The 26,763-nt window shown below is 70.2% G+C and carries 20 protein-coding genes and 3 pseudogenes; 10 read left to right on the top strand and 13 right to left on the bottom strand.

The genetic code is table 11. The annotated features are described in order from the left end of the window. Nucleotides 1-65 precede the first annotated feature (65 nt). Nucleotides 66-2,372 carry a transglycosylase domain-containing protein gene (locus tag BM536_RS33740; RefSeq protein WP_073492661.1) on the bottom strand — a complete coding sequence of 769 codons (2,307 nt, stop codon included), beginning with the start codon at nucleotides 2,370-2,372 and terminating at the stop codon, nucleotides 66-68. 407 nt (nucleotides 2,373-2,779) lie between these two features. Between BM536_RS33740 and wblA the strand changes: the two genes are divergently transcribed. Further along, the gene (gene wblA / locus BM536_RS33730) at nucleotides 2,780-3,118 is read left to right on the top strand and encodes a transcriptional regulator WblA (protein WP_190046553.1); all 339 of its coding nucleotides are present in this window, start codon (nucleotides 2,780-2,782) and stop codon (nucleotides 3,116-3,118) included. A gap of 28 nt (nucleotides 3,119-3,146) precedes the next feature. Here the strand turns inward: wblA and bagB are convergent. Continuing rightward, nucleotides 3,147-4,472, bottom strand: a pseudogene (bagB, locus tag BM536_RS33725) (ATPase BagB); the annotation flags it as partial. Then, on the bottom strand, nucleotides 4,469-5,446 hold the full coding sequence (bagA, locus tag BM536_RS33720; protein ID WP_094103855.1) for an ATPase BagA: 978 nt from the start codon (nucleotides 5,444-5,446) through the stop codon (nucleotides 4,469-4,471). The pseudogene bagB and the gene bagA, both read right to left, overlap by 4 nt. A 117-nt stretch (nucleotides 5,447-5,563) precedes the next feature. Here bagA and sp36 point away from each other — a divergent pair, with 117 nt between their 5' ends. The 4 genes from sp36 (at nucleotide 5,564) to BM536_RS33700 (ending at nucleotide 7,983) form a co-directional block, all read left to right on the top strand. Next, nucleotides 5,564-5,722: a Sp36 family protein gene (gene sp36, locus BM536_RS33715; protein ID WP_073492664.1), complete on the top strand. Its 159-nt coding sequence runs from the start codon at nucleotides 5,564-5,566 to the stop codon at nucleotides 5,720-5,722. Next, nucleotides 5,719-6,183 carry a RidA family protein gene (locus tag BM536_RS33710; protein ID WP_073492665.1) on the top strand — a complete coding sequence of 155 codons (465 nt, stop codon included), beginning with the start codon at nucleotides 5,719-5,721 and terminating at the stop codon, nucleotides 6,181-6,183. Before sp36 ends, BM536_RS33710 begins: the two co-directional genes overlap by 4 nt. Nucleotides 6,184-6,286: 103 nt before the next feature. Further along, nucleotides 6,287-7,156: an NUDIX hydrolase gene (locus BM536_RS33705; RefSeq protein ID WP_073492666.1), complete on the top strand. Its 870-nt coding sequence runs from the start codon at nucleotides 6,287-6,289 to the stop codon at nucleotides 7,154-7,156. Next, nucleotides 7,153-7,983, top strand: a complete 831-nt coding sequence (locus tag BM536_RS33700) for an MBL fold metallo-hydrolase (protein ID WP_073492667.1) — start codon at nucleotides 7,153-7,155, stop codon at nucleotides 7,981-7,983. Before BM536_RS33705 ends, BM536_RS33700 begins: the two co-directional genes overlap by 4 nt. A 196-nt stretch (nucleotides 7,984-8,179) precedes the next feature. On the opposite strand, the pseudogene BM536_RS33695 reads toward BM536_RS33700, so the two are convergent. Beyond that, a pseudogene (locus BM536_RS33695) lies at nucleotides 8,180-8,996 on the bottom strand (nucleotidyltransferase domain-containing protein). A 244-nt stretch (nucleotides 8,997-9,240) separates the two neighbouring features. Further along, the gene (locus BM536_RS33690; RefSeq protein WP_020129286.1) at nucleotides 9,241-9,915 is read right to left on the bottom strand and encodes a Crp/Fnr family transcriptional regulator; all 675 of its coding nucleotides are present in this window, start codon (nucleotides 9,913-9,915) and stop codon (nucleotides 9,241-9,243) included. A gap of 275 nt (nucleotides 9,916-10,190) precedes the next feature. Here BM536_RS33690 and nth point away from each other — a divergent pair. From nth to BM536_RS33675, 3 genes and pseudogenes are all read left to right on the top strand, one after another. After that, nucleotides 10,191-11,146 (top strand): annotated as a pseudogene (nth, locus tag BM536_RS33685) (endonuclease III). Nucleotides 11,147-11,227: 81 nt separating this feature from the next. Continuing rightward, nucleotides 11,228-11,923: an NUDIX hydrolase gene (locus BM536_RS33680; protein ID WP_073492668.1), complete on the top strand. Its 696-nt coding sequence runs from the start codon at nucleotides 11,228-11,230 to the stop codon at nucleotides 11,921-11,923. A gap of 94 nt (nucleotides 11,924-12,017) precedes the next feature. Further along, nucleotides 12,018-13,217: a MarP family serine protease gene (locus BM536_RS33675; protein ID WP_073492670.1), complete on the top strand. Its 1,200-nt coding sequence runs from the start codon at nucleotides 12,018-12,020 to the stop codon at nucleotides 13,215-13,217. Nucleotides 13,218-13,272: 55 nt separating this feature from the next. Here the strand turns inward: BM536_RS33675 and BM536_RS43420 are convergent, their stop codons facing one another. The 6 genes from BM536_RS43420 to BM536_RS33645 all read right to left on the bottom strand — a co-directional run bounded on the left by BM536_RS43420 (nucleotide 13,273) and on the right by BM536_RS33645 (nucleotide 21,466). Then, the gene (locus tag BM536_RS43420) at nucleotides 13,273-13,455 is read right to left on the bottom strand and encodes a hypothetical protein (RefSeq protein WP_073492672.1); all 183 of its coding nucleotides are present in this window, start codon (nucleotides 13,453-13,455) and stop codon (nucleotides 13,273-13,275) included. A gap of 127 nt (nucleotides 13,456-13,582) precedes the next feature. Beyond that, nucleotides 13,583-14,533 carry an alpha/beta fold hydrolase gene (locus tag BM536_RS33665; RefSeq protein WP_073492674.1) on the bottom strand — a complete coding sequence of 317 codons (951 nt, stop codon included), beginning with the start codon at nucleotides 14,531-14,533 and terminating at the stop codon, nucleotides 13,583-13,585. Beyond that, the gene (locus BM536_RS33660) at nucleotides 14,530-15,018 is read right to left on the bottom strand and encodes a phage holin family protein (RefSeq protein ID WP_073492676.1); all 489 of its coding nucleotides are present in this window, start codon (nucleotides 15,016-15,018) and stop codon (nucleotides 14,530-14,532) included. Before BM536_RS33660 ends, BM536_RS33665 begins: the two co-directional genes overlap by 4 nt. A gap of 81 nt (nucleotides 15,019-15,099) precedes the next feature. Then, nucleotides 15,100-16,536 carry a Na+/H+ antiporter NhaA gene (gene nhaA, locus BM536_RS33655; RefSeq protein ID WP_073492678.1) on the bottom strand — a complete coding sequence of 479 codons (1,437 nt, stop codon included), beginning with the start codon at nucleotides 16,534-16,536 and terminating at the stop codon, nucleotides 15,100-15,102. Nucleotides 16,537-16,702: 166 nt separating this feature from the next. Then, on the bottom strand, nucleotides 16,703-18,664 hold the full coding sequence (gene acs / locus BM536_RS33650; protein ID WP_073492680.1) for an acetate--CoA ligase: 1,962 nt from the start codon (nucleotides 18,662-18,664) through the stop codon (nucleotides 16,703-16,705). 336 nt (nucleotides 18,665-19,000) lie between these two features. Next, nucleotides 19,001-21,466 carry a SulP family inorganic anion transporter gene (locus tag BM536_RS33645; protein ID WP_245873905.1) on the bottom strand — a complete coding sequence of 822 codons (2,466 nt, stop codon included), beginning with the start codon at nucleotides 21,464-21,466 and terminating at the stop codon, nucleotides 19,001-19,003. Nucleotides 21,467-21,934: 468 nt separating this feature from the next. Between BM536_RS33645 and BM536_RS33640 the strand changes: the two genes are divergently transcribed. Then, on the top strand, nucleotides 21,935-23,212 hold the full coding sequence (locus tag BM536_RS33640) for a polysaccharide deacetylase family protein (protein ID WP_073492684.1): 1,278 nt from the start codon (nucleotides 21,935-21,937) through the stop codon (nucleotides 23,210-23,212). A 48-nt stretch (nucleotides 23,213-23,260) separates the two neighbouring features. Here the strand turns inward: BM536_RS33640 and BM536_RS33635 are convergent, their stop codons facing one another. Next, nucleotides 23,261-24,241 carry an ATP-binding protein gene (locus tag BM536_RS33635; protein ID WP_073492686.1) on the bottom strand — a complete coding sequence of 327 codons (981 nt, stop codon included), beginning with the start codon at nucleotides 24,239-24,241 and terminating at the stop codon, nucleotides 23,261-23,263. Between the two features lie 101 nt (nucleotides 24,242-24,342). Here BM536_RS33635 and BM536_RS33630 point away from each other — a divergent pair, with 101 nt between their 5' ends. Continuing rightward, complete coding sequence (locus tag BM536_RS33630) at nucleotides 24,343-25,167, top strand: Fic family protein (RefSeq protein WP_073492689.1); 825 nt, start codon at nucleotides 24,343-24,345, stop codon at nucleotides 25,165-25,167. Between the two features lie 368 nt (nucleotides 25,168-25,535). On the opposite strand, the gene BM536_RS33625 is transcribed toward BM536_RS33630, so the two are convergent. After that, nucleotides 25,536-26,372: an HAD family hydrolase gene (locus BM536_RS33625; protein WP_073492691.1), complete on the bottom strand. Its 837-nt coding sequence runs from the start codon at nucleotides 26,370-26,372 to the stop codon at nucleotides 25,536-25,538. Nucleotides 26,373-26,763 lie beyond the last annotated feature (391 nt).

Below are 26,763 nucleotides of genomic sequence, written 5' to 3'. Positions count from 1 at the left end.
TTGCCTGCAGGAACGGGACCGTTGCCTGGAGGCGTAGGCGCGAGCCGGTGTCCGGGGACAGGGCCTCAGCCCCGCCCCCCACCGCCATTGCCGCCGCCCCCGTTGCCCTGCCCCTGGAACAGGTTGTCCGGGAGGGTGATGCCGCCGCTGGTGTCGCCCGTCGTGCCGTCGTCGACGAGGCCGCCGATGAAGCCCTCGTCGCCGTTGCTCCCGTCGTCGTTGCTCCCGCCGTCACTGCTGCCGCCGTCGTTGCCGCGGCCGCTGTCGTCGCGGTCGTCCTCCTTGGGGTCCTTCTCACCGCTCGGGATGCTGATGAGGTTGAAGGAGGGAGCCTCCTTGCCCTCCAGCGCGCCGGTCATGGCGTCCCGCCAGATCGGGCCGGGGGTGTCACCGCCGTAGACCTGGGCGTGGTAGGTGCCGCCGATGGAGATGTTGGTCATCTTGACCTTCTGGGAGGCGCTGCCGACCCAGACCGCGCCCGACAGGTTCGGCGTGTAGCCGACGAACCAGGCGTTCTTGCGCTCGTCCGTCGTACCCGTCTTACCGGCGTTCGCGCGGCCTCCCGAGAGGCCGGCCTGCTGGCCCGTACCGGAGTCGACCACTCCGCTCAGCAGGGTGTTGATGCTGTCCGCGGTCTTCTCGCTCATCGCGCGCGAGCAGGTCGACTTCGGGACCTCCAGCGACTTCTTCGAGCCGCCGACGGTCTGGGTGATCGACTCGATGGCGACCGGCGTGCAGTACATGCCGCGGCTGGCGAAGGCGGCGTACGCGCTCGCCATCGTCAGCGGCGAGAGGCCGGTCGAACCGAGGGTCATCGAGGACGGCACCTCGGGCACCTTCTCGCCGTTGCCCTGGACGACGCCGAGGGCGTCGGTCATCTTCACCACGGGGCACATGCCGATGTCGCCGAGCATCTGCACGAAGTAGGTGTTGACCGACAGCTCCATGGCCTCCCGCAGCGCGTACGGCCCGACCTCGGACTCCGCCTCGTTCTCGAGCGTCTCGTTGTTGGTGTTGACCCAGGGCTTCCCGCTGCACGTCTGCACCTGCTGCGGGTACGGCATCTTGTACGGCGCGGGGTACGACTGCGTCGGCGGCTTGCCCTGCTCCAGCGCGGCCGCGGCCACGAACGGCTTGAACGTCGAACCGGTCGGGAAGCCGAAGTTCGACCCGCCCATCGAGGCGTCGACCGAGAAGTTGTACTCGGTCTCGTTCTTGCCGTAGCCGTAGGGCTTCGACTGGCCCATGCCGAGGATCTTGCCGGTGCCGGGCTCGACGAGCGTGGCGGCCGCGGCCACCTTGTCCGACTTGTAGACGTGGTCCTTGAGCGAGTCCTGCACGGACGCCTGGGCCTGTGGGTCGAGCGTCGTCCGGATGGTCAGGCCGCCCCGGTTCCAGAGCTTGGCGCGCTCTTCCTTCGTCTTGCCGAAGACGGGGTCGCTGAGGAAGACCCGCTCGACGTACTTGCAGAAGAAGCTGGCGCCCTGCACGGCCGTGATGCAGCCGTTCTTCGGCTGGGTGACCTTGAGGCCCAGCGGGGCCTCCTTGGCCTTGTCCGCCTCGGCCCGCGAGACGTCGCCGACCTCGGCCATGCGCTCCAGTACGACGTTACGGCGCTTGACGGCCTCGGCCTCGTCGTTGACGGGGTCGTACCGGCTGGGTGACTGGACGATGCCGGCCAGCAGGGCCGACTCGGCGAGGGTCAGGTCCTTGGCGTGCTTGGAGAAGTACCGCTGGGAGGCGGCCTCGACGCCGTAGGCCTGCTGGCCGAAGAAGGTGATGTTCAGGTAGTTCTCGAGGATCTTCTTCTTGCCCAGCTCCTCCTCGACCTGGATCGCGTACTTCAGTTCGCGGATCTTTCGGCCGATGGTCTGCTGGGTGGCCTGGGCGACCTTCGTCGGGTCGTCACCGGCCTCCTCGACGAAGACGTTCTTCACGTACTGCTGCGTGAGCGTCGAGGCGCCCTCGGAGACACCGCCGCTCTGCGCGTTCTTGTTCAGGGCGCGCAGGACGCCCTTGAGGTCCACCGCGCCGTGCTGGTAGAAGCGCGAGTCCTCGATCGCGACGATCGCCTTCTGCATGTACGGCGAGATGTTCTTGAGGTCGACGACCGTGCGGTCACGGGAGTAGACCGTGGCGATCTGGTCGCCTTCGGCGTCGAGGATCGTGGTGCGCTGGCTCAGTGGCGGCGTCTTCAGGTTGGCCGGGAGTTCGTCGAAGGACTCCACGGAACCCTTCGCCGCCAGGCCCAGTGCACCGACCGCGGGCAGCGCGATGCCGGCCAGCACGGCTCCCGCGAGCACACTGACACCGAGGAACTTGGCGGCCTGCTGGGTCGCCGTCAGACCACCGCCGGAGCTCTTCTTTGGCATGAGGGCAGCCTACGTTCTCATTCGCCGGACACGCGTCAATGCCTTGGCCTAAGCTGCTCTCAACTGTCACAGCAGCAGGACTACGTATCAATACGTCCGGCGACCCCGAATCGTTCCGGAGGTTCCTCACTTTCTTGGTGAGAGCGTGTCCGAATCCGCCTTGTGTGTCACCCGGCGTCCGTTGCGACTCAAGGAAACCGTCCCGAATTGCCGGGATGGTCGCACATGTCGCAGGCTCACTCCCCCGGGTGATCTGCCGCTTACGCATAGTCCGTTCGGGCCATTCAAGATTGGGCCCGAAGGGGGTGTTGCGCTGTGCCCACCTTCCGTAACGTCCTCAACTGGCGGCGGTGAATATGCCGCTGCCGCCGTGGGGGAGCCTCGATTCGGGAGAGGACGGCGCCGGTATGGGCTGGGTAACCGACTGGAGTGCGCAGGCCGCCTGCCGCACTACCGATCCGGATGAACTGTTTGTTCAGGGAGCAGCGCAGAACAGGGCCAAGGCGGTGTGCACCGGATGCCCGGTGCGGACCGAGTGCCTGGCCGACGCGCTCGACAACCGCGTCGAGTTCGGCGTGTGGGGAGGCATGACGGAGCGCGAGCGCCGCGCACTGCTGCGCAGGCGGCCGACCGTGACCTCCTGGCGCCGGCTGCTGGAGACCGCGCGCTCGGAGTACGAGCGCGGAGCGGGCATCGTGCCGCTCGACGACGATCAGGTGTACGAGAACTACGCGGCGGTGAGCTGAGGGGGTCCGTCCCCTCAGGCCTCCGCGCGGGCAGCTCCGGCCGGTTGGCCGCGAGCCGGTTGCCGATGTCCCGCAACCCCGCCAGGTCGTGTACGTCGCCGGGCAACGCGGCCACTTCGGCCACGGCCACCTCGGGATGCAGCGAGGTGAAGCGGTCCCGTGTGCGCTGCTCGCGGGCGAGCAGGTGCATACGATCGGCGTGCAGCCTCAGCAGGCCTGCGGTGAGCTGGTCGGTGGACCGCTCCGGATCGGGGCCGGTGGGGGAGCCGTCGGGGGTGTCACTGTCGGCGGCCGGTGTTCCGGGAGCGGTTGCTTCTGAACTGCCGTACGAGTCGGGAGAGTTACGAAGTCCAGCTTTCCCGCCGTCCTGATCCACAATGCGGGGTTCTTCAAGATTTTCGGCGGCGGCGAGTGCCCGCTCGGCGGACAGCTGGGCGGCGCCGCTGCCGTGGACCCGGTTGAGCACCAGTCCGGCCAGCGGCATCTTCTCGGCGGCCAGCCGCTCCACGAAGTACGCCGCTTCCCGCAGCGCGTCCCGCTCGGGTGCCGCCACCACGAGGAACGACGTCCCGGGCGCCTGGAGGAGTTTGTACGTGGCGTCCGCGCGCGTGCGGAAACCGCCGAAGGTCGTGTCCATCGCGGCGACGAACGTCTGGACGTCCTTGAGGAGTTGGCCGCCGAGGAGTTTGCCGATGGTGCCGGTCATCATCGACATCCCGACGTTGAGGAACTTCATCCCGGCGCGGCCGCCCAGCTTGGCGGGGGCCGTCAGCAGCCGGATCAGCCGCCCGTCCAGGAACGACCCGAGCCGCTTGGGGGCGTCCAGGAAGTCCAGCGCGGAGCGGGACGGCGGCGTGTCGACGACGATCAGGTCCCACTCGTCGCGTGCCCGCAGCTGGCCCAGTTTCTCCATCGCCATGTACTCCTGCGTGCCGGCGAAGCCCGCGGAGAGCGATTGGTAGAAGGGGTTCGACAGGATCGTGGCCGCCCGCTCGGCGTCCGCGTGCGCCTCGACGATCTCGTCGAAGGTGCGCTTCATGTCGAGCATCATCGCGTGCAGCTCGCCGTCCCCCTCGACGCCCTTCACCCGGCGGGGCGTGTTGTCGAGGGAGTCGATGCCCATGGACTGCGCGAGGCGGCGCGCCGGGTCGATGGTGAGGACGACCACCTTGCGGCCACGCTCGGCCGCCCTGAGGCCCAGTGCCGCCGCGGTCGTCGTCTTGCCGACCCCGCCCGAACCGCAGCACACCACGATGCGGGTCCCCGGATCGTCGAGCAGGGGATCGAGGTCCAGCACGCGCGCGGGGGAGAGGCGGCGGGTGTCGTCCTGGACCGGAGCCTTGTCCGCACTCATGACATCCCCTGCTTCCGCAGCTCGCTGGCGAGTTCGTACAGGCCCGCGAGGTCCACGCCCTCGGCGAGCAACGGCAGTTCGTGCGACGGCAGTCCCAGCTCGCCCAGTACGGCACGCTGCTCGTGCTCCAGCGCATACCGCTCGGCGTACTCGTCGGCCTGGGTCAGGAGGGGGTCCACCAGCCGCTCGGCGTGCCCGCCCCGGCGCGCCCCGCCCAGTCCCGCGGCGGACAGCGACCGCGCAACAGAGGAACGCGCCACCGTCCTGACGAGTTCCAGCTCGTCCGGGTCCAACACCTCGGGCCGGACCATGTTGACGACGACCCGCCCCACCGGCAGCCTCGCGGCCCGCAGTTCCGCGATGCCGTCGGCGGTCTCCTGGACGGGCATCTCCTCCAGCAGCGTCACCAGGTGCACGGCCGTCTCCGGGGACTTCAGCACCCGCATCACGGCCTGCGCCTGATTGTGTATCGGGCCGATCCTGGCGAGGCCCGCGACCTCGTCGTTCACGTTCAGGAAGCGGGTGACGCGGCCCGTGGGCGGGGCGTCCATGACGACGTAGTCGTACACGAACCGCCCGCTCCTGTCCTTCCTGCGCACCGCCTCGCACGCCTTGCCGGTGAGGAGTACGTCCCTCAGGCCGGGCGCGACGGTGGTGGCGAAGTCGATCGCGCCGAGCTTCTTCAGGGCCCGGCCGGCACTGCCCAGTTTGTAGAACATCTGGAGGTACTCCAGAAGGGCCAGTTCGGGGTCGATCGCCAGGGCATACACCTCCCCGCCCCCGGGAGCGACGGCGATCTTCCGCTCCTCATAAGGCAGCGCTTCCGTTTCGAAGAGCTGCGCGATGCCCTGGCGACCCTCGACCTCGACGAGAAGCGTCCGCTTCCCCTCGGTCGCGAGAGCCAACGCGAGAGCGGCGGCGACCGTGGTCTTTCCGGTCCCGCCCTTGCCGCTGACGACCTGGAGCCTGCTCACGTCTTCGAGCGTAACCAGTCGGCGCGCGAGCCAATCGGCAGGTTGTGGATAACCGGTGTCCGATCGGCCACATGGCCGGGGACGGAGCCACGCCGTTCCAGCGGATAAAGTCGGCCCATGACCAAGTGGGAATACGCAACCGTGCCGCTGCTCGTCCATGCCACGAAGCAGATTCTGGACACCTGGGGCGAGGACGGCTGGGAGCTCGTCCAGGTCGTGCCCGGCCCGAACAACCCCGAGCAGCTCGTCGCCTACCTGAAGCGGGAAAGGGCGTGAGCGCGGTCGAGGCGAGGCTCGCCGAGCTGGGCCTAACCCTGCCCGCGGTCGTCCCGCCGCTCGCGGCCTACCAGCCGGCCGTGCAGTCCGGCCGGTACGTGTACACGTCCGGCCAACTGCCGATGGTGGACGGCAAGCTTCCGGTCACCGGCAAGGTAGGCGCCGAGGTCACCCCCGACGAGGCCAAGGACCTGGCCCGCACCTGCGCGCTGAACGCCCTGGCCGCCGTCAAGTCGGTCGCGGGCGACCTGGACCGCATCGCACGCGTGGTGAAGGTCGTCGGCTTCGTCGCGTCGGCCTCCGACTTCACCGGCCAGCCCGCCGTCCTCAACGGTGCGAGCGAGCTGCTCGGCGAGGTCCTCGGCGACAAGGGCGTGCACGCGCGCAGTGCGGTGGGCGTCGCCGTACTGCCCCTGGACTCGCCCGTCGAGGTGGAGATCCAGGTCGAGCTGGCCGAGTAGCCGCCGGGCCGGTGGACGCCGGAGGGACGGGAAACCCCACGGGCGTACCCCCTGACCTCGGGCACCTCTCGAACATTCGCGCGTCACGGGATAGCCTCCGGCCATGGCGAATGGGCAGTGGTTCCCACCGGACTGGCCGGAGCGCATCCGCGCGCTCACGGACGGCACGCTCACCCCGGTCGCCCCCAAACGCGCGGCCACGGTGATGCTCCTGAAGGACGCCGGCAGCGGCCCCGTCGTCCACATGCTGCGCAGACGCGCCTCGATGGCCTTCGCCGGGGGCGCGTACGCGTATCCGGGCGGCGGAGTCGACCCGCGTGACGACGACCGGCACGTGCGCTGGGCGGGCCCCACGCGCGCGTGGTGGGCCGCGCGGCTCGGCGTCGACGAGACGGCGGCCCAGGCGATCGTCTGCGCGGCCGTACGGGAGACGTACGAGGAGGCCGGCGTGCTGCTCGCCGGGCCGGCCCCCGACTCCGTCGTCGGCGACACCACCGGAGACGACTGGGAGGCCGACCGGGCCGCGCTCGTCGCCCGTGAGACATCCTTCGCGGAGTTCCTCGACCGACGAGGACTGGTGCTGCGCTCCGACCTGCTGGGCGCCTGGACGCGCTGGATCACCCCGGAGTTCGAGCCCCGCCGCTACGACACCTGGTTCTTCGTCGCCGCGCTCCCCGCGGGACAGCGCACCCGCAACGCCTCCACGGAGGCCGACCGCACGGTCTGGATCCGTCCCGCCGACGCGGCGGCCTCGTACGACGAGGGCGAGCTGCTGATGATGCCGCCCACGATCGCGACCCTGCGCCAACTGCTCCCGTACGGCACGGCCGCCGAGGCCCTCGCCGCCGCACCCGCGCGCGATCTCACCCCGGTCCTGGCGCGGGCCCGCCTCGTGGACGGCGAGGTCGAGTTGTCCTGGCCGGGACACGACGAGTTCACCAAGCACATCCCGGCCGGTGGAGGCCCCGCATGACCGACGCAGCCGCCCTGCCCGGCCAGCCCCGGGGCGGAGTCCTCTCGGGCCCCGCCACCGCGCGCGCGGTCAACGTCCTCGCGCCCAACGCCTCGGCGATGACCCTGGACGGCACGAACACCTGGCTCGTCTCCGAGCCCGACTCGGAGCTGGCCGTCGTCATCGACCCGGGTCCGCAGGACGAGGCTCACCTGCGCACGGTCGTCGACACCGCCCGGCAGGCCGGCAAGCGCGTCGCCCTGACCCTGCTCACCCACGGCCACCCCGACCACGCCGAGGGAGCCGCCCGCTTCGCCGAGCTGACCGGCACGAAGGTGCGGGCCCTGGACCCGGCGCTGCGGCTGGGCGACGAGGGCCTTGCCGCCGGTGACGTGGTCACGGTCGGCGGCCTGGAACTGCGGGTCGTACCGACGCCGGGCCACACCGCCGACTCCCTCTGCTTCCACCTGCCCGCCGACCGCGCCGTCCTGACCGGCGACACGATCCTCGGCCGCGGGACGACGGTCGTGGCGCACCCCGACGGCCGCCTGGGCGACTACCTGGACTCCCTGCGGCGGCTCAGGTCCCTCGCGGTCGACGACGGCGTCCACACGGTCCTGCCGGGCCACGGGCCCGTCCTGGAGGACGCCCAGGGCGTCGTCGAGTTCTACCTCGCCCACCGCGCCCACCGCCTCGCCCAGGTCGAGACGGCCGTGGAGGACGGCTTCCGCGCACCCGCCGAGGTCGTCGCCCGCGTCTACGCCGACGTGGACCGCTCCCTGTGGCCGGCGGCGGAGCTGTCGGTACGCGCCCAGCTGGAGTACCTCCAGGAGCACGGCCTCATCTAGGGCCTGTCGTTTGGATCGCGCCGCGGACGCGGGGCCCGGCACGCACAGCTGCCGCGTTGTCGTCACTCGCCGACGCTCCGCGTCGACTCCCTCCTCCGCCTCGCAGCTGCACGCACCAGACCCCGCTCACCGGCACTGAACAGCACCGTTGAACTCCTGCGGCCCGATCCAAACGACAGGCCCCAGTCCCGCTCCCTCAGTGCGGCCGCGGTGCCTTCACGCCGTGCACGCGCGTGTACTCCTCCGCGAGCCAGGGCCCGAGGTCGTCGACGTACCCGCGCAGCACGTCCGCGTCCCCGGTCGGCTCGTAGCCGCGTACGGCCGCCGCGCGGAGCTGTTCCGCGCGCGGGGGGGTAGTACGCGGCGAAGGCCTCCGCCATCTCGTACAGGTCGCTGGTCCAGCCGTTCCAGCGGGGCATGACCAGGGTGAAGGCGGTGCGCACGAGGTGCCGGGACATGAACCGGACCAGTGGCAGCCGGGCCGCGTCGGTGTCCTCGGCCTCGGCGATGCGGGTGCGCCAACGGGCGAGAAGCGGAGCCAGGTCGCCGTTGGTCTCCCGGGCGAGCAGGGATCCGGGCCGGTAGCGGGGCAGGCTTTCGGCCAGGTCCTCGCCGAGCAGCGGCGTGCACAGACACGCCACGAACCAGCCCAGGTCGTGCGACTCCGCTTCGCTCAGCAGCCGCGCCCGGCTGTACAGCAGCGTGCCGACCCCGTCGATCTGCTGGTACTCCTCGTCGAGCGCCTCCCCCAGTGCGCGGGCGCCCGCCCGGTCCGCCTCGGTCGGCTCCTCGTGCAGCGCGACCAGGAGATCCAGGTCGCTGCGCCCCACGCGCGCGGTGCCACGAGGAAGCGACCCGTACAGATACGCGCTGTGCAGCCGCGCCCCGAACACGTCCGGCAACCGCTCACTCGCCGCGGCGACGACCGGACGGAAGGCACACGGCACGCGCGCGAGGGACCCTTCGCGCGCGATGTACCCCTGGGCATGGAGCCCTGGGCGGCGTTCGCTCATGGGGCCACTGTGCAACGGGGGCGACGACCGGGCTCGCCATTTTCCTGCCGGTGAGACGGACAGCCCGTCCGCTCGCCATTTGCGTGCCGGGAGACGGACAGCCCGTCCGGCGTTCGAGAACGAGGCCGTCCAGGCCGAAAGCGGGCGCGGGGCGGGGCGGGGCGGTGGCCCGGCGACGCCCGCACCCACCGCGAGCCCGCCGACGAACGCCCGTACGGGGACCCCCGTCGGCCAGGCCCAGGGGCTAGCGAGACCGCTTGGCCAGTCGCTCCACGTCCAGCAGGATGACCGCGCGGGCCTCCAGGCGGAGCCACCCGCGCTGCGCGAAGTCGGCCAGCGCCTTGTTCACGGTCTCGCGGGACGCGCCGACCAACTGGGCCAGTTCCTCCTGCGTGAGGTCGTGGACGACGTGGATGCCTTCCTCGGACTGCACACCGAAGCGGCGGGAGAGGTCCAGCAAGGCGCGCGCGACACGGCCGGGAACGTCGGAGAAGACCAGGTCGGACATGGCGTCGTTCGTCTTGCGCAGGCGCCGGGCGACGGCGCGCAGGAGCGCGGTGGCCACCTCGGGGCGGGCGTTCAGCCAGGGCTGGAGATCGCCGTGGCCGAGGCCGAGCAGCTTGACCTCGGTCAGTGCGGTGGCGGTCGCCGTCCGCGGGCCCGGGTCGAACAGCGACAGCTCGCCGATCAGCTCGCTGGGACCGACCACCGCCAGCATGTTCTCGCGGCCGTCCGGAGACGTGCGGTGGAGCTTGACCTTGCCCTCGGTGACGACGTAGAGCCGGTCGCCGGGGTCTCCCTCGTGGAACAGGGAGTCGCCACGGGCGAGCGTCACCTCGCTCATGGAGGCGCGGAGCTCCGCGGCCTGCTCGTCGTCGAGTGCCGCGAAGAGCGGGTTGCGCCGGAGGACGTCGTCCACGAGTTCTCTCCTTGTCGACCTGCTCAGGGGATCTTGCTCCCCCGTGTGCCAGGGGTCCGTGTTCCCCATTTTGCCGGACGGTCCAAACAGTGTGATCTGTCACAAGGATGCCGCACACGTGTCCTGGGGTAAGCGGCAGGGGTCCAATTGGGCGCTGATCTTCAGGGTCCGGGGCGGATGTCGGTGCCGGGCTTTAGGCTGGCCGGGTGTCCAAATCGCCGGTGAGAGCACAGGCCGAGGGGGCTGGACAGGTGGTTGTACGTCGCGATTCCGCTGTGGGCGAACAGGGCTCCGGTGGTGAGGAGAAGAGGGCGAAAGCCGTGAAGAAGGCGACTGCGGCTGCGAAGGGCACGGCAGCCGGGAAACCGGCGGCGAAGAAGGCGGCCGTCAAGAAGGTGGCTCCCGCGAAGAAGTCCGAGGGCGCCGTGACGGCGCTCGAAGCACCGAAGCCCCCGAGGAACGAGTCCCGCACCGCCCTCGTCCGCCGCGCCCGCCGGATCAACCGCGAGCTGGCCGAGATCTACCCCTACGCCCACCCCGAACTGGACTTCGAGAACCCCTTCCAACTGGTGGTCGCCACGGTCCTGTCCGCCCAGACCACGACCTCCGGGTCAACCAGACCACCCCCGGCCTCTTCGCGAAGTACCCCACTCCCGAGGACCTGGCCGCCGCCAACCCGGAGGACGTCGAGGAGATCCTGCGCCCGACCGGCTTCTTCCGCGCCAAGACCAAGTCGGTGATAGGGCTCTCCAAAGCCCTGGTCGAGCAGTTCGACGGCGAGGTCCCCGGGCGTCTCGAAGAGCTGGTGAAGCTCCCCGGCGTCGGCCGCAAGACCGCCTTCGTGGTCCTGGGCAACGCGTTCGGGCGACCGGGAATCACCGTCGACACCCACTTCCAGCGGCTCGTACGGCGCTGGCGGTGGACGGAGGCGACCGAGCCGGACAAGATCGAGGCCGCCGTCGGCGCACTCTTCCCCAAGAGCGAGTGGACGATGCTCTCGCACCACGTGATCTTCCACGGCCGCCGCATCTGCCACGCCCGCAAGCCCGCCTGCGGCGCCTGCCCGATCGCCCCGCTCTGCCCGGCGTACGGCGAGGGGGAGACGGACCCCGAGAAGGCGAAGAAGCTCCTCAAGTACGAGAAGGGCGGCTTCCCCGGCCAACGGCTGAACCCGCCCCAGGCCTACCTGGACGCGGGTGGCCGGCCCGCTCCCCCGCTGGGGGCCGGATGAGGCAGGGTGAAGCCCGGTCGAGCCGGAACGATCCCCGTCTCCTCGGGCGTTGGAGCAGGCAGAACGGGGGGTGGTGCGGCGATGACACGTGCGAGTGACACGCAGGGCGGGGCGGTGGCCCTCAGCAAGGAGGGGCTTCCGGCCTGGCTGGGACCGGTGGCCGACGCCGGGGAGACGGTGCAGCCGCTCCAGCTGAGCCGCTTCCTGCCCCCGGAGGACGGCGGGGGCAGACAGTCGGCCGTCCTGATCCTCTTCGGTGAGGGCGAGCGAGGCCCCGAACTGCTGCTCATGGAGCGCGCCAGCTCCCTGCGCTCGCACGCCGGGCAGCCCTCATTCCCCGGCGGCGCCCTCGACCCGCAGGACGGCGATCCGCATGGTGACGGCCCGCTGCGGGCAGCCCTGCGCGAGGCCGAGGAGGAGACGGGCCTCGACCCGGCGGGCGTCCAGCTGTTCGGTGTACTGCCCAAGCTGTACATCCCGGTCAGCGGGTTCGTCGTGACCCCCGTGCTGGGCTGGTGGCGCGAGCCGAGCCCGGTCGGCGTGGTCGATCCGAACGAGACAGCCCGGGTGTTCACGGTCCCCGTGGCGGATCTCACGGATCCCGCCAACCGCGCCACGGCGTACCACCCCAGCGGTCACCGAGGCCCGGCATTCCTGGTCGAATCCGCCCTCGTGTGGGGCTTCACGGCCGGTGTCATCGACCGCCTCCTGCACTACGCGGGCTGGGAGCGCCCCTGGGACCGCGAGAAGCTGGTGCCACTCGACTGGCGGTCATGACAGGGTGTCGTCCGTGCTGTGTGTACCCGGGGGACGACCCCCCGGACCCCGGCCGGCCTGCCGTGGCCGGGTAGAACGAGGCGAGGCCTGAACGGTGAACGTGCTGGACATCCTGTTGCTGGTCGCTGCCGTCTGGTTCGCCGTCGTCGGCTACCGCCAGGGCTTCGTCGTCGGCATCCTGTCGGTGATCGGATTCCTGGGCGGCGGTCTCGTCGCCGTCTATCTGCTCCCGGTCATCTGGGACTGGCTGACCGACAACTCCGAGGTGAGCACGACGGCCGCGGTCGTCGCGGTGGTCGTCGTGATCGTCTGCGCCTCCGTGGGGCAGGCCCTCACCACCCACCTGGGCAACAAACTGCGCCGTCACATCACCTGGTCCCCGGCCCGCGTGCTGGACGCGACCGGCGGCGCCCTGGTCAACGTGGTCGCGATGCTGCTGGTGGCCTGGCTGATCGGGTCCGCCCTCGCCGGCACCACCCTGCCCACGCTGGGCAAGGAGGTCCGTAGCTCCACGGTGCTGCACGGCGTGTCCGAGGCGCTGCCCGCCCAGGCCGACACCTGGTTCGCCGACTTCTCCTCGGTCCTCGCGCAGAACGGCTTCCCACAGGTCTTCAGCCCGTTCGCCAACGAGCCGATCACCGACGTCCAGCCGCCCGACCCGGCCCTGGCCGACAGCGCCGTGGCGGTCCGCGCGCAGCGCTCCATCGTCAAGGTGATGGGCACCGCCGAGAGCTGCGGCAAGGTCCTGGAGGGCACCGGCTTCGTCTTCGGCGAGCGCCGCGTCATGACCAACGCGCATGTCGTGGGCGGCGTCGACGAGCCGACCGTCCAGATAGGCGGTGAGGGCCGCAAGTACGACGCCACGGTCGTGCTGTACGACTGGAAGCGCGACATCGCCGTCCTCGACGTACCGGATCTCGACGCGCCCGTGCTCCAGTTCACCACCGGAGACGCGGCGAGCGGGGACAGCGCGATCGTCGCCGGCTTCCCGGAGAACGGCGCGTACGACGTCCGCGCGGCGCGCGTGCGGGGCCGTATCACGGCCAACGGCCCCGACATCTACCACCGCGGCACCGTCCGCCGTGACGTCTACTCGCTGTACGCGACGGTCCGCCAGGGCAACTCCGGAGGCCCGCTGCTCACGCCCGAAGGCAAGGTGTACGGCGTGGTCTTCGCCAAGTCCCTCGACGACGCGGACACCGGCTACGCGCTCACCGCGGAAGAGATCCAGCAGGACATCGCCCAGGGCCGCACCGCGAACCAGCAGGTGGACAGCGACAACTGCGCCCTGTGAGACGGGTGCGGTCGGTCAGTCGGCCGACCGCACCCGGAAGAGGCCCGCGAGGCCGTCAGTCGCGCGGGTGACGCAGGCGTACCGAGACCCAGCGGGCCCGGCGGCGCAGGATGCGCGGAATGCCCACACGCGGGTCGCTGCCCTGCAACTTCGGGCCGTTACCTCGTTGGTGGGAGTCAAGACCACCGGCTGAGCGGCGGTTGCGTGGTGCGTCACTGTAGTCGTGCGTCCAGCCCATACCTCGACGTCTGCCCCTGCCCCAAGGTCGATAACCGCGCGAGAGCCCACCAATTGGCCTATGCGCCAGGCAATTGGCTGTTCGTAGTACAGGTGTTCAGCACCGGATACCGGGCGCGACAGCCCGGTCACCGATCGGGTTCGGGATCCTTCAGCCAGTTGACCAGTTCGGTGGAGAAAGCGACCGGATCCTCCTCGTGCGGGAAGTGCCCGAGCCCGTCGAACAGGCGCCAGCGGTACGGCGCTTCGACGTACTCGCCCGAACCGGCCGCGCTGCGGGTGCGCATCACCGGGTCCAGGGAGCCGTGCAGATGCAGTGTCGGCACGCGCACGGGCCGCTTCATGCGCCGGTAGAACTGGATCCCGTCCGGCCGGGCCAGCGACCGCACCAGCCACCGGTACGGCTCCACCGAGCAGTGCGCGGTGGAGGGGATGCACATCGCCCGCCGGTACGTCTCGATCGCCTCGTCCTCCGGCGGGCGCGGCCCGGACCACTCCCGGATCAGCCGGCCGACCAGCTCGCCGTCGTCTGCGGTCAGCTGCCGCTCCGGGATCCAGGGCCGCTGGAACCCCCAGATGTGGGAGCCGGCGGTGGTCTGCCGGACGTCGGCGAGCATCGCCGAGCGCCAGCGCCTCGGGTGCGGCATCGAGGAGACCGCGAGCCGCCGTACGAGCTTGGGGCGCATGACCGCCGCCGTCCACGCCAGATAGCCGCCCAGGTCGTGGCCGACCAGCGCGGCGTCCGGCTCGCCGAGGGAACGGATCACGCCGGTGATGTCGAGGGCGAGGTTGGCCGGGTCGTAGCCGCGGGGCGTGCGGTCGCTGCCGCCGACGCCCCGCAGGTCCATGGCGACGGCCCGGAAGCCGGCGTCGGCCAGCGCGGTCAGCTGATGCCGCCACGTCCACCAGAACTGGGGGAAGCCGTGCACGAGCATCACGAGAGGGCCGTCACCCAGTTCGGCGATGTGGAAGCGCGCGCCGTTGGCGGCGACCTCGCGGTGGGTCACCTTGGTCTCGCCGACGAACGCGGGCCGTACGACTGAGGCCGGCTGCGCCGATGGGGTAGCGGGGTCGGTCATGACGACGAGCGTGTCACAGCCTCGAGGGCCTTACGGTCCCGATCCCGCGCGAGCTCGGGCCGCGGGTGCGGCTTGGCGTTCTGGAGGACGCCCGCCGACTCCTTCATCGAGGCGGCGACCTTCTGCGGACCCTTGCTCCTCTTGGCCTTCTTGGCGAAGAGCACGCCGATCAGCGCCAGGACCACGGCGATGAGGACGTTCGCGGCGAAGGACAGCAGGAAGCAGATCGCGAGATTCCAGTCGCTCCAGGTACGGATGCCGTACGCGAGGGCGAAGTTCAGCATCGGCAGCGAGAACAGCAGGATCGCCGCCGCCACCGTGAACGCCCCGCCGCTCGTCGCGCCGCGCTTCACGTCCTGCTTGAGCTGAGCCTTCGCCAACGCGATCTCGTCGTGCACCAGCGACGACATCTCGGTCGTCGCGGAGGCGAACAGTTGGCCGATGCTGCGTTCTGCGCCGACCGGGCTGCCGTCGGGTGCGCTCATCGCGGTCTCCCTCGTCTTGTACGGTTCCGCCGTCTTCTGCCTGACTGCGTACGGTCCCGTCTTTTGTACCGTCCCGTCAGATCATGCCGGACGGTCGCCCTCGTTGCCCGCCCCGCCCGGCACTTCGGCAAGCCCGTGGCGCGCGGCGGCCTTCTCCGCGGCCATCCGACGGTGCTCGGCGGCCTTGCGCTCATGGATGTCCGCCATCCGCAGGTGGTACGCCGGGTCGTCCTCCTCGTAGATGTCAGGGACGCCGCTGAGGTCTTCGTCGCGCTCCTCGTCCTCCCACATCCGGCGGTACTTGGCGTTGCGCAGCTTCAGCAGAACGGTGGCCAGGGCCGCCGCGATCAGCGAACCGATCAGGACGGCCGCCTTGACCTCGTCGGTGAGGACCGCGTCGCCCTCGAAGGCCAGCTCCCCGATCAGCAACGAGACGGTGAACCCGATGCCGGCGAGCGAGGCGACGGCGAAGACGTCCGCCCAGGCGAGATCCTCGCTGAGCGAGGCCCGGGTGAAGCGGACGGTCAGCCAGGTCCCGCCGAAGATGCCGAGGGTCTTGCCGACGACCAGTCCCAGCACGACCCCCAGCGTCTCCGGCTGGGTGAAGACATCCCCGACCGCGCCGCCGGAGATCGACACACCGGCGCTGAACAGGGCGAACAGCGGAACCGCGAGGCCCGCCGACAGAGGGCGCACGAGGTGTTCGATCCGCTCGCCGGGGGAGTGCTCCTCGCCCTCGCGGGTGCTGCAGCGCAGCATCAGGCCCATCGCGACGCCCGCGATGGTGGCGTGCACGCCGCTGTTGTACATCAGCGCCCAGATGATCAGCGCGAGCGGCACGTACACGTACCAGCCGCGTACACCCTTGCGCAGCAGCAGCCAGAACACGACGAGGCCGACGACCGCGCCACCGAGCGCGGCGAAGTCGATGCCCTCGGTGAAGAAGACGGCGATGATCAGGATGGCGAACAGGTCGTCGACGACGGCGAGCGTGAGGAGGAAGGCGCGCAGGGCACTGGGCAGGGAGGTGCCGATGACGGCCAGCACGGCGAGCGCGAAGGCGATGTCGGTCGCGGTGGGCACGGCCCAGCCGTCCAGGGCGCCGCCACCGGTGAGGTTGGTCACTACATAGACCAGTGCCGGTACGGCCATGCCGCACAGGGCGGCGACGACGGGCAGCGCGGCTGCCCTCGGGTCCTTGAGTTCACCGGCGACGAGTTCGCGCTTCAGCTCGATGCCGGCGACGAAGAAGAAGACGGCGAGGAGACCGTCGGCCGCCCAGTGCTCGATCGACAGGTTCAGCCCGAGCGCCCCGGGGCCGAGGTGGAAGTGGCTGACGCTCTCGTAGCTGTCGTGCAGCGCGGGTATGTTCGCCCAGATCAGCGCGGTGACGGCGGCGACCAGCAGCAATACACCGCCGACGGTCTCGGTGCGCAGCGCCTCCGCCACGTAGTTCCGCTCGGGCAGGGAGAGACGTCCGAAGACCTTGCGGGGGGTGGCGGTGCTGGGCGAGGGCACTACGGGACCTCCGGTGAGTGGGCAGCACAGAACTCATGCCGACCAGACTTCCCGGCTCACCTTTGTTTAGCTTACCTAAAGTGAGCCCGGCACGTTCCGGCGATACTCACGTTAGGTGCAATAGGCACCCCGCGCTCCTGGTGCGGGGTGCCCTCGATGGCGGCCCTCAGTCCTCGCTGGGCGCCGCGGGGAGCTTCGTCTGGATGAGGTCCATGACTGTCGAGTCGGTCAGCGTGGTGACGTCACCCAGCTGCCGGTTCTCCGCCACGTCCCGCAGCAGGCGGCGCATGATCTTGCCGGAGCGGGTCTTCGGCAGCTCGGCCACCGGCAGGATCCGCTTCGGCTTGGCGATGGGGCCGAGCGCGGTGCCGACGTGGTTGCGCAGGTCGGCGACGAGGTTCTCGTCCTCGGCGTTCGCCGTGCCCCGCAGGATCACGAAGGCGACGATCGCCTGCCCGGTCGTCTCGTCGGCGGCGCCCACCACGGCCGCCTCGGCGACGGACGGGTGCGACACCAGCGCCGACTCCACCTCGGTGGTGGAGATGTTGTGGCCCGATACGAGCATCACGTCGTCGACCCGGCCGAGCAGCCAGATGTCGCCGTCGTCGTCCTTCTTCGCGCCGTCACCGGCGAAGTACCTGCCCTCGAAACGCGACCAGTACGTGTCGAGGAACCGCTGGTCGTCGCCCCAGATGGTGCGCAGCATCGACGGCCACGGCTCGGTCAGGACGAGGTAGCCGCCACCGCCGTCGGGCACCTCGTTGGCCTCGTCGTCCACGACGGTGGCGGAGATGCCGGGCAGCGGCGTCTGCGCGGAACCGGGCTTGGCCGCGGTGACACCCGGCAGCGGCGAGATCATCATCGCGCCGGTCTCGGTCTGCCACCAGGTGTCGACGACGGGGGTGCGGTCCGCGCCGATGTGCTTGCGGTACCAGATCCAGGCCTCGGGGTTGATCGGCTCCCCGACGGACCCCAGGATCCGGAGGCTGGAGAGGTCGAACTTCGCGGGGATGTCGTCACCCCACTTCATGAACGTACGGATCGCGGTCGGCGCCGTGTACAGGATCGTCACCCCGTACTTCTGCACGATCTCCCAGAACCGGCCCTGGTGCGGGGTGTCGGGCGTGCCCTCGTACATGACCTGCGTCGCGCCGTTCGCCAGCGGCCCGTACACGATGTACGAGTGGCCGGTGACCCAGCCGACGTCGGCGGTGCACCAGTACACGTCGGTCTCGGGCTTGAGGTCGAACACGGCGTGGTGGGTGTACGCGGTCTGGGTGAGATAGCCGCCGGAGGTGTGCAGGATGCCCTTCGGCTTACCCGTCGTGCCGGAGGTGTAGAGGATGAACAGCGGGTGCTCGGCCTCGAACGCCTCGGGCGTGTGCTCGGCCGGCTGCCGCTCGACGATCTCGTGCCACCACACGTCACGGCTGTCGTCCCAGGCGACCTCCTGGCCGGTACGCCGGACCACGAGGACGTGCTCGACGTTGTCCACGCGCGCGACCGCGTCGTCGACGGCCGGCTTCAGCGCGGACGGCTTGCCGCGCCGGTACCCGCCGTCCGAGGTGATGACGACCTTGGCGTCGGCGTCCTGGATACGGGTGGCGAGCGCGTCCGCCGAGAAGCCGCCGAAGACCACGGAGTGCGCGGCACCGATCCGGGCGCACGCGAGCATCGCGACGGCCGTCTCGGGGATCATCGGCATGTAGACGGCGACGCGGTCGCCCTTGCGCACGCCCAGCTCCAACAGGGCGTTGGCCGCCTTGGAGACCTCGTCCTTGAGCTGGGCGTAGGTGATGGCGCGACTGTCGCCCGGCTCGCCCTCGAAGTGGATCGCCACCCGGTCGCCGTTCCCGGCCTCCACGTGCCGGTCCACGCAGTTGTACGCGACATTGAGCGAGCCGTCCTTGAACCACTTGGCGAACGGCGGGTTCGACCAGTCCAGCGTCTCCGTCGGCTCCTTGGCCCAGGCCAGCCGACGGGCCTGCTCGGCCCAGAAGCCGAGCCTGTCAGCCTTGGCCTGCTCGTACGCCTCCGCCGTGACGTTGGCGTTGGCGGCCAGGTCGGCGGGCGGCTCGAACCTGCGCTCTTCCTTGAGCAGGTTGGAAAGGGAAGAAGTCTCGCTCATCAGTCCCTCTCCTCCCTCAGCAGGTTGGCCAGGCTTTCGTTGCTCACGACATCTCCCTTTCCAAGGGTGTCCGTTGTGTCCCAGGCCACAGCTCATCAGACCCGGGGGGCCGGTGACAAGGGCCGACAGGCAATTGGTTTAGACCTGTCGGGCGGTGTGGTGCGGCTCCCCTTCTGTCACCCGGATTCATCCGTACCCACGGACCCCGGCCGGGCGGAGTTCAGCTGGTGTAACGGCTTTCACATTCGGGGGGAGGCGGGCGTGGGCCGGGTGCGGGCTGGGCGTACGCCGAGGAGCGGTCGGCCCCGCCGGTCCGGCGAAGCCCGACCCGACCTCTCACGCCTCTGACGCGCTCAGATCGGCCACTCCCACGTGGTCGAACACCGCGGCCTCGCCTTCGCTCTGCCCCGCCTCGCTGAGCAGGTACGCCTGGGCCTCGCCCACGTGGAAATACATCCCGTACAGCTCGAGCTCCCCGGCCCGCAGCGCCCGTGCCACCGACTCGTAGGCCCGCAGATGGTCCAACTGCTCGACCACATTGGTCAGGCAGAGCTGCTCCACCGGGTCGGCAGCCGGCCGCCCGGCCAGCCGTGCCGAGGGCCGTCCGGTGTCGGCCATCCGCTCCAGACTGGGCACCCCGTGCCGAAGCCACCGCTTCAACGGCGTCTGCTTGCCGCCCGGCTCAGCGTCGAACAGTGCCTGCATGGCCCCGCACCCGGAGTGTCCGCAGACCGTGAGGGACCGCACCTTCAGTACGTCCACCGCGTACTCGATCGCGGCCGCGACCGAGTCGTCCCCGCTCTCCTCGCCGGGAGGTGGCACGAGGTTGCCCACATTGCGCACCACGAACAGGTCGCCGGGACCACTGGAGGTGATCATCGACGTGACCAGCCGCGAGTCGGCGCAGGTGAGGAACAGCTGGGACGGCTGCTGCCCCTCCCGTGCCAGCCGCGCCAGCTCGCCCCGCACCAGGGGCGCGGTGTTGCGCTGGAACGCGCTGATCCCTCGGACCAGTTGACGCCCACTCGGCCCGGAACCGGCGACACCGACGGACTCGGTGCGCCTGTCAGGACCGGTGGAATCGACCGGATCCGTCTGCTCTGTCTGCTCGGTCGGATGGATCGGAGGGGTCGGACTGGTGGGCGTCGCGGGTGCGGCGGACCTGGCGGGTCCACTCTCGGCGGCCGACTCGGCAGCTTCCGGGGGGAGAGCGCCGGTACGTCCGCCTGGTTCGCCGCAGGACGGCTCCTCCGGCAGCTGCTTCTGGCGCTCCACGGCACGACGGCCGGGCGGCGGCGCCGGCAACGGGCCGTCGCACTGATGGTTGCGCCAGGGTGTCCAGGGTCGGCAGCGGCAGCCGGCGAGGGGGTTGTCCGCCGTACCGACGACAGGGACGACGGCTTGGACGAGGGAGGCGGCAGGCTCCTCGCCCTCCCTGCCGGAGCCGGTGCTGGTGTCGGTCCCTCCGCCGGAGCGGCGGCCGGTCAGCTCGACGGAGCCGCCCCGCGCGGTGTGCGTTCTCTGCCAATCCTGCAACGTCTCGAACGCCGCATGGTCCATGAACGAACCGTCCAACTCCACCACGACGGAGGAGCCGTGTGGCACGTGATGCAGGGCCCGGCTGAGGCGTGGAACCGCCAGGAACGTCAACTGCCCTCGTACATGTACGTGATGGACTCCTTCCTTCTCGGCGTGGGTGATGCGGGTGCGGGCGAGGCGGCGCATGGAGACGGCGACGGCCACGGCGATGCCCAGAGTGACGCCCTCCAGGACACCGAGGAAGACCACGCCAAGGGTGGTGATGGCGTACACCGGCACCTCTCGGTGGCGGGTCACCGTGCGAATGTGGTGCAGGGACACCATCTGGATGCCGACGGCCATGACCAGGGCTGCGAGCGAGGCGAGCGGAATCAGCTCCAGGGCCGGGACCATCAACAGCGCGGCGATCACTACGAGAACGCCGTGCAGCATGGTGGAGTTCCGGCTGACGGCACCGGCTTGCACATTCGCGGCACTGCGCACCGCCACTCCCGCGACGGGGAGACCGCCCAACGCGCCGGAGACCATGTTGGCGGCCCCCTGCCCCAGCAGCTCGCGGTCGAGGTCGGAGCGGCCGACCTGGGCCGGCACGCCGGGGCGGGCGGCGATCAGCTTGTCCACGGCGACCGCGCCGAGCAGCGACTGCACGCTGCACACCAGGGTGGTGGTCAGGACTGCGGCAACGAGGCCCAGCACCGGCCCCTCGGGCAGTCCGGCCAGGGCATGACTGCTCCAGGACGGCAGTTCGACCCTGGGCTGGGTCAGCCCGGCGAACACGGCGGTCGCGGTGGCGCCGGTGACGGCGACGAGGGCGGCGGGCACCTTGCGCAACAGACGGCCGAGGCGGCCGGGCAGGCGCGGCCAGAGCAGCAACAGGACCAGGGTGAGGGCGCTGACCGCCACAGCGGCGGGGTGTAGATCGGCCAACTGGGCGGGCAGGGAGCGGAGGTTGTCGGGGACGGAGCTTTGCGGGCTGCCCCCGAGGACGATGTGCATCTGGGCGACGGCGATGGTGACGCCGATGCCCGCGAGCATGCCGTGCACGATGGCGGGGCTGACGGCGAGCGCGCTGCGGGCCACGCGCAGGCAGCCGAGCCCCAGTTGCACGAGTCCGGCCAGGACGGTGATGGCGCAGGTCGTCCGCCAGCCGTAGCGCTGGATGAGGTCGGCGGTGACGACGGTGAGGCCGGCGGCGGGTCCGCTGACCTGGAGGGGCGAGCCGCCGAGCCGTCCGGCGACGAGCCCGCCCACGGCGGCGGCCACAGGCCCGCCTGGAGGGGTGCGCCGGTGGCGAGGGCGATACCCAGCGACAGGGGCAGGGCGATGAGAAAGACCGCGATCGAGGCGGATACGTCGGCGCCCGCGACGCGGAAGCGGCGGTGCGGGGCACGCGGGGGGTCGTGGGGTGGATTGACGCGCTCGGTGCGCGAGGAGTCCGGCGTACGAGTGGGGACGCAGGCTGACATGTTTCCCGTCTCCTCCGGGGCTGCGCGGTCGCATTTTGCGGCCGTGGGTCACGGGCGTACAGCGGCGGGATGGATCAACTCTTAGTAAATGAATCGTAATGCAGAGTAAAGGCTAAGCATGGATGTTTCGGGCAAATGGGTCAATCGATCACCCCGATGAGTGAACTGGCCATTTCATCGGCTTGTCGTATTAATTCCTTTTCGGGTCCCGTGCGACGTTGGCGGCGCCGTTGTTGGCCCGGAGTAGGAAGAAGGTGGGCGGAAAATGGCCGCCACCCAGAGGATCGCCACGGGCGTCGTGATCGCCGCGGCGGTCGCCGCATCGCTCGCCGGCTGCGCCAGGGGAACCGGTGGTTCCCATGAAGGAGGGGCGTCGGGGCCTGAGAAGGCGGAGCCGGCGGCCCCCGCCCCCAAGAGTGCCGTCCGCCTCATCGGGGACGGCTCCACCGCGTTCACCGGGGCCCAGCCCCATCTGTCCAGGCCTGAACGCCTGAAGCCAGGGCAGAAGCCGCCGCAGTTCGTCGTCTTCTCGTGGGACGGCGCGGGTGAGGACAGTCAGCGCCTGTTCTCCCACTTCCGCAAGGTGGCCAAGGAGAACAACGCCACCATGACCTACTTCCTCAGCGGCGTGTACCTGCTGCCGGAGCACAAACGCGACCTCTACAGGCCGCCCCAGCACTCGCCGGGCCGCTCCGACATCGGCTTCAACGACGAGCAGGGCATCGCCGACACCGTGAAGCAACTGCGCCTGGCTTGGCTCGAGGGCAACGAGATCGGCACCCACTTCAACGGTCACTTCTGTGGCAAGGGCGGGGGCGTCGGCGAGTGGTCGGTCGAGGAGTGGAAGGAGGAGATCGCCCAGGCGAAGCAGTTCGTGAAGACCTGGAAGACCAACACCGGCATGGCGAAGGCGGCCCCGTTGCCCTTCGACTACGACAAGGAACTCATCGGCGCCCGCACCCCCTGCCTGGAGGGCCAGGAGAACTTCCGCAAGGCCGGCCGGGAGCTGGGCTTCCGCTACGACACCAGCGGCGTCAACAACCAGGTCTGGCCCGGCAAGAAGGAGGGCCTGTGGGATCTGTCCATGCAGCTCGTGCCCTTCCCCGGCCACTCCTTCGAGCAGCTCACCATGGACTACAACTTCATGGTCAACCAGTCCGGCACCGCCACCCAGGGCGACCCGGCCAAGCACGAGTACTGGGGCGACCAGATGCGTGACGGCCTGCTCAGGGGCTTCCAGCGGGCCTACGACGGCAACCGCGCGCCACTGATCATCGGCAACCACTTCGAGTCCTGGAACGGCGGCACGTACATGCGCGCCATCGAGGAGGTCGTGGAGAACGTGTGCACCAAGGAAGAGGTGCGCTGCGTCTCCTTCCGCCAGCTCGCGGACTGGCTGGACGCCCAGGACCCGCAGACCCTGGCCAAGCTGCGGGGCCTCGGGGTCGGCGAGGCTCCGAAACAGGGCTGGGCGTCCTTCCTCTCCGGCAGCCCCGCCCCCGCCCCGAAGGGCGTACCCGGGGCACCGGCGGTCAAGCGGTAGCGGGCGGTCGTCGGCGGCGGGTGTCGCGCGGGGCAGGCCCGCGCGACCTCACACCGAGGCGGTCAGGCTCTCGCCGAGGACGAAACCGGGGTCGACCTGCGCGGCCAGGTCGGCCCCCGTGCGCTCGTTCCCCCACGACTGGGCGTTCTTCAGATGGAAGTGCACCATCTGGCGCGTGTAGCGCTCCCGGTCGCGCCGCTCGTACGCCGAGTCGGCGGCCGTCCGCAACACGTCCAGGGCGCGCAGGTTGGTGTCCTCCAGGGAGTCGAACCGGGGCGGCCGGCCCTTCTCCATGGCGCGCACCCAGTCCGAGTGCCCGACCGTCACGAGCAGGTCGTCCCCGACCTCGGCGCGGAGGAAGTCGAGGTCGTCCTGCCCCTGCACCTTGTTGCCGACGACCTTCAGCTCGACGCCGTAGTCACGGGCGTACTCCTTGTACTGACGGTAGACGGAGACCCCCTTCCGGGTCGGCTCGGCGACGAGGAACGTCATGTCGAAGCGGGTGAACATGCCGGAGGCGAAGGAGTCCGAGCCCGCCGTCATGTCGACGACCACATACTCGTCGCGGCCGTCCACCAGGTGGTTCAGGCACAGCTCCACCGCTCCCGTCTTGGAGTGGTAGCAGGCGACCCCCAGGTCGGCGTCCGTGAAGGGGCCCGTGACCATCAAACGGACGGCGCCGCCGTCGAGTTCCACCGGCCGGGCGCACGCGTCGTACACCGGGTTGTCCTCCGACACCCGCAGCAGCCGCGAGCCCTCGCCGGGCGGGGTCGTCTTGATCATCGTCTCGGCGGAGGCGATGCGGGGGTTGGTGCCGCGCAGGTAGTCCTTGATCAGTGGCAGCCGGTCGCCCATCGCGGGCAGTGCTGCGGCCTCGGCCTCGTCGAGTCCGAGCGCCGCGCCCAGATGCTGGTTGATGTCCGCGTCGATCGCGATCACCGGCACGCCGGTGGCCGCGAGATGGCGGACGAACAGGGAGGACAGGGTGGTCTTGCCGCTGCCACCCTTCCCAACGAAAGCAGTTTTCATGTTCAGCAAGCGTAGTGCGACGAACGTGCTGCTCGGCGCACGCGCGTGAAGAAGACCACTCCTTCGTGGGGTCCGCGGCCGCGTTGCGTAATCTCGTACTCATGAGTACGACAGGCGCTACCGCCGATCCGCTCGCAGCCCTGGGATCGCTGCCCGGGGTGGCCGACTCCGTCGAAACCGTGCGCAAGGCGGTGGACCGGGTCTACGGGCACCGCATCATGCGACGCCGCAGCACCGCGATCACCTCCGAGGCGGCCCTGCGCGGCTCCCGCGGCTCGGCGGCGCTGTCCGGGGCGGACTGGGCCCTGGAGGAGGTCCGCAGGCGCAGCGACTTCGGTGCCGACGACGAGGCGCGTGTCGTCGGCGCGGCTCTGCGGTTGACCGCCGAGGCGGGTCAGTTGCTGTCCATCTGGCGGCAGTCGCCCCTGCGTGTGCTGGCGCGGCTCCACCTGGTGGCGGCCGCGACCGACGAAGACGAGGTGGGCCGGCCCCGGCAGGCGGGAGAGGCCGTCGACGAGCCGCTGATCGAGTTGCCGCTGCCGAGCGCGGACGAGGTGTCCGGCCGGCTGGAGGGGCTGTCCGAGCTGATCGTCGCGGGCAGTTCCGCACCCGCCCTGGTCACGGCCGCCGTCGTGCACGGCGAACTTCTCGCCCTGCGCCCCTTCGTCTCGCACAACGGACTGGTGGCGCGTGCCGCGCAACGCATCGTCCTGATCGGCAGCGGCCTCGACCCCAAGTCGGTCTGCCCCGCCGAGGTGGGCCATGCGGAGCTGGGCCGGGCGGCCTACCTCGCCGCTCTCGACGGCTACGCCGCCGGTACCCCGGAGGGCATGGCGGCCTGGATCGCGCACTGCGGCAGGGCGGTCGAACTGGGGGCCCGCGAGTCGACAGCGGTGTGCGAGGCGCTACAGCGCGGGGCGGCGTGACGGAAGAAGGCTCCCCGAAGGGAGCCTGAACAGGGTTGCGGCGGTACGAGATCTCGTACCGCCGCTGGCATGTTCACCGGGTTACCAAGCGTCCTCGATATATGCCCATCAGGTCGGGAACTTCGCCCGTCACCTGGTGCGGCTGGCCCGTAATCGACGGGTCGACGTCGCGTGGGTGCTCGGTGTTCATGCTTCGGTCCGTGGGGCCAAATGCGGTATTCAGGTAATCCTCTCGGATGTCCTTGGTCTCGCGGGCCGTTAAATCCTTTGTACTCCAGGACCCGGGCAAGCGGAAGTGCTGGCGCCGGTTCTTTACTTTTGCCCTCAAAAAGGTGGCAAACGGATGCAGGTCGAGGCGCCGGTCGGGCTCAGGCGGTCGCCGCCGCCCGCCGCCGACTGGCGTACCAGACGAGGCCCGCCGTGGCCGCCGCGGCTCCTACCGCCGCCATGGCGACGAGCGCCGGACGGGGCGGGACGGCGAACCCCGGGATCCGCTGCTTGAGCCGCACCGGACGGTTGAAGTCCAGAATCGGCCACCCGCGCGCGACGGCCTCACGGCGCAGCGCGCGGTCCGGGTTCACGGCGTGCGCATGGCCGACCGCCTCCAGCATCGGCAGATCGGTCGCCGAGTCGCTGTAGGCGTAGCAGCGCGAGAGGTCGTACCCCTCGGACTCCGCCAGTTCCCTGACCGCCTCGGCCTTGGTCGGGCCGTACGCGTAGTACTCCACCTCCCCGGTGAAGCAGCCGTCCTCGCCCACGACCATCCGGGTGGCCACCACGCGGTCCGCACCGAGCAGTTCGCCGATCGGCTCGACGACCTCCGCGCCCGAAGTGGACACGATCACGACATCGCGGCCGGCGGTGTGGTGCTCCTCGATCAGGGAGGCCGCCTCGTCGTAGATCAGCGGGTCGATCAGGTCGTGAAGGGTCTCGGCGACGATCTCCTTCACCTGTTGGACGTTCCAGCCACGGACCATCGCGGAGAGGTACTCGCGCGTCCGCTCCATCTGGTCGTGGTCCATACCGCCGACGAGGAACACGAACTGGGCGTATGCGGTGCGCAGGGCCGCCCTGCGGTTGATCAGTCCGCCTTGGTAGAAGGACTTGCTGAAGGTGAGCGTGCTGGACTTCGCAATGACCGTCTTGTCCAGGTCAAAGAAGGCCGCTGTGCGGGGCAGGGAGTGGTTTTCCACACCCTTGAGCATAGGGGCAGCTCATTCGGCGTAAGGTCGGCGTGTGGGTTTGCCTGAGAAGGCTCTCGGGTACACCATGGAAGTCACGGATCGTTCGCGACCGTGCTAACCCGGCCCGACTCCTCCCCCCCCCGAGTCGGCCGTGGAAGACGACCCCCGCTCTCCCCCCCGGCGGGGGTCGTCGCATGTCCGGATGGGTTTTTCCCCTTTCTGTGCGGCTGTGGTGCCGTACCGAGGCGACTGAGGTCGTCTCTTCGGCGTGCCCGCAGGACGTCACGCAGTGTAGTCGTCGGACTGCCCTGCGGGCGTCGTACACAGGGCGGACGGCGCTCACCGGTACGGGTGACGGTGATATTCACAACTCGCCACTCGTCCACAGTTATCCACCAAGATCCACACGATT

Source organism: Streptomyces phaeoluteigriseus, assembly GCF_001896135.2.
Classification (GTDB): Bacteria; Actinomycetota; Actinomycetes; order Streptomycetales; family Streptomycetaceae; genus Streptomyces; species Streptomyces phaeoluteigriseus.
Note: the sequence above shows the minus strand (reverse complement) of the source record. Positions and strands in the feature narration are given on the sequence as shown.